The organism is Allobosea massiliensis (genome assembly GCF_042655245.1).
Classification (GTDB): Bacteria; Pseudomonadota; Alphaproteobacteria; order Rhizobiales; family Beijerinckiaceae; genus Allobosea; species Allobosea massiliensis.
This window is the reverse complement of sequence record NZ_JBHSLU010000135.1, coordinates 1-201: the sequence shown is the minus strand read 5'-3', so window position 1 is coordinate 201 and position 201 is coordinate 1. Positions and strand designations below refer to the sequence as shown.

Here is a 201-nt window from a genome sequence, read left to right as displayed (position 1 = left end):
ACTGACCCCTTTGCGTCATGAAGAACTGACCCCCATGCCGATTGCCTTTAGGCGGTTGCGGATTGCGGCGTCGCAGCGGCCTTTTGCAAAAGGCCGCTGCCACGCTTTTCGCGGAGCCGATAGCTGTCTCCACGGATGGTGATGACATGGCTGTGGTGAAGCAGCCGATCGAGGATGGCCGTCGCGACGACGGGATCGCCG

General features: G+C 61.7%; 1 protein-coding gene. It reads right to left on the bottom strand.

Annotated features, from left to right (window positions below; all coding sequences use genetic code 11):
- Positions 1-47: 47 nt before the first annotated feature.
- Positions 48-201, bottom strand: a 154-nt coding sequence (locus ACFPN9_RS27780) for an ATP-binding protein (RefSeq protein ID WP_377817945.1), incomplete at its 5' end; no start/stop codon positions are given.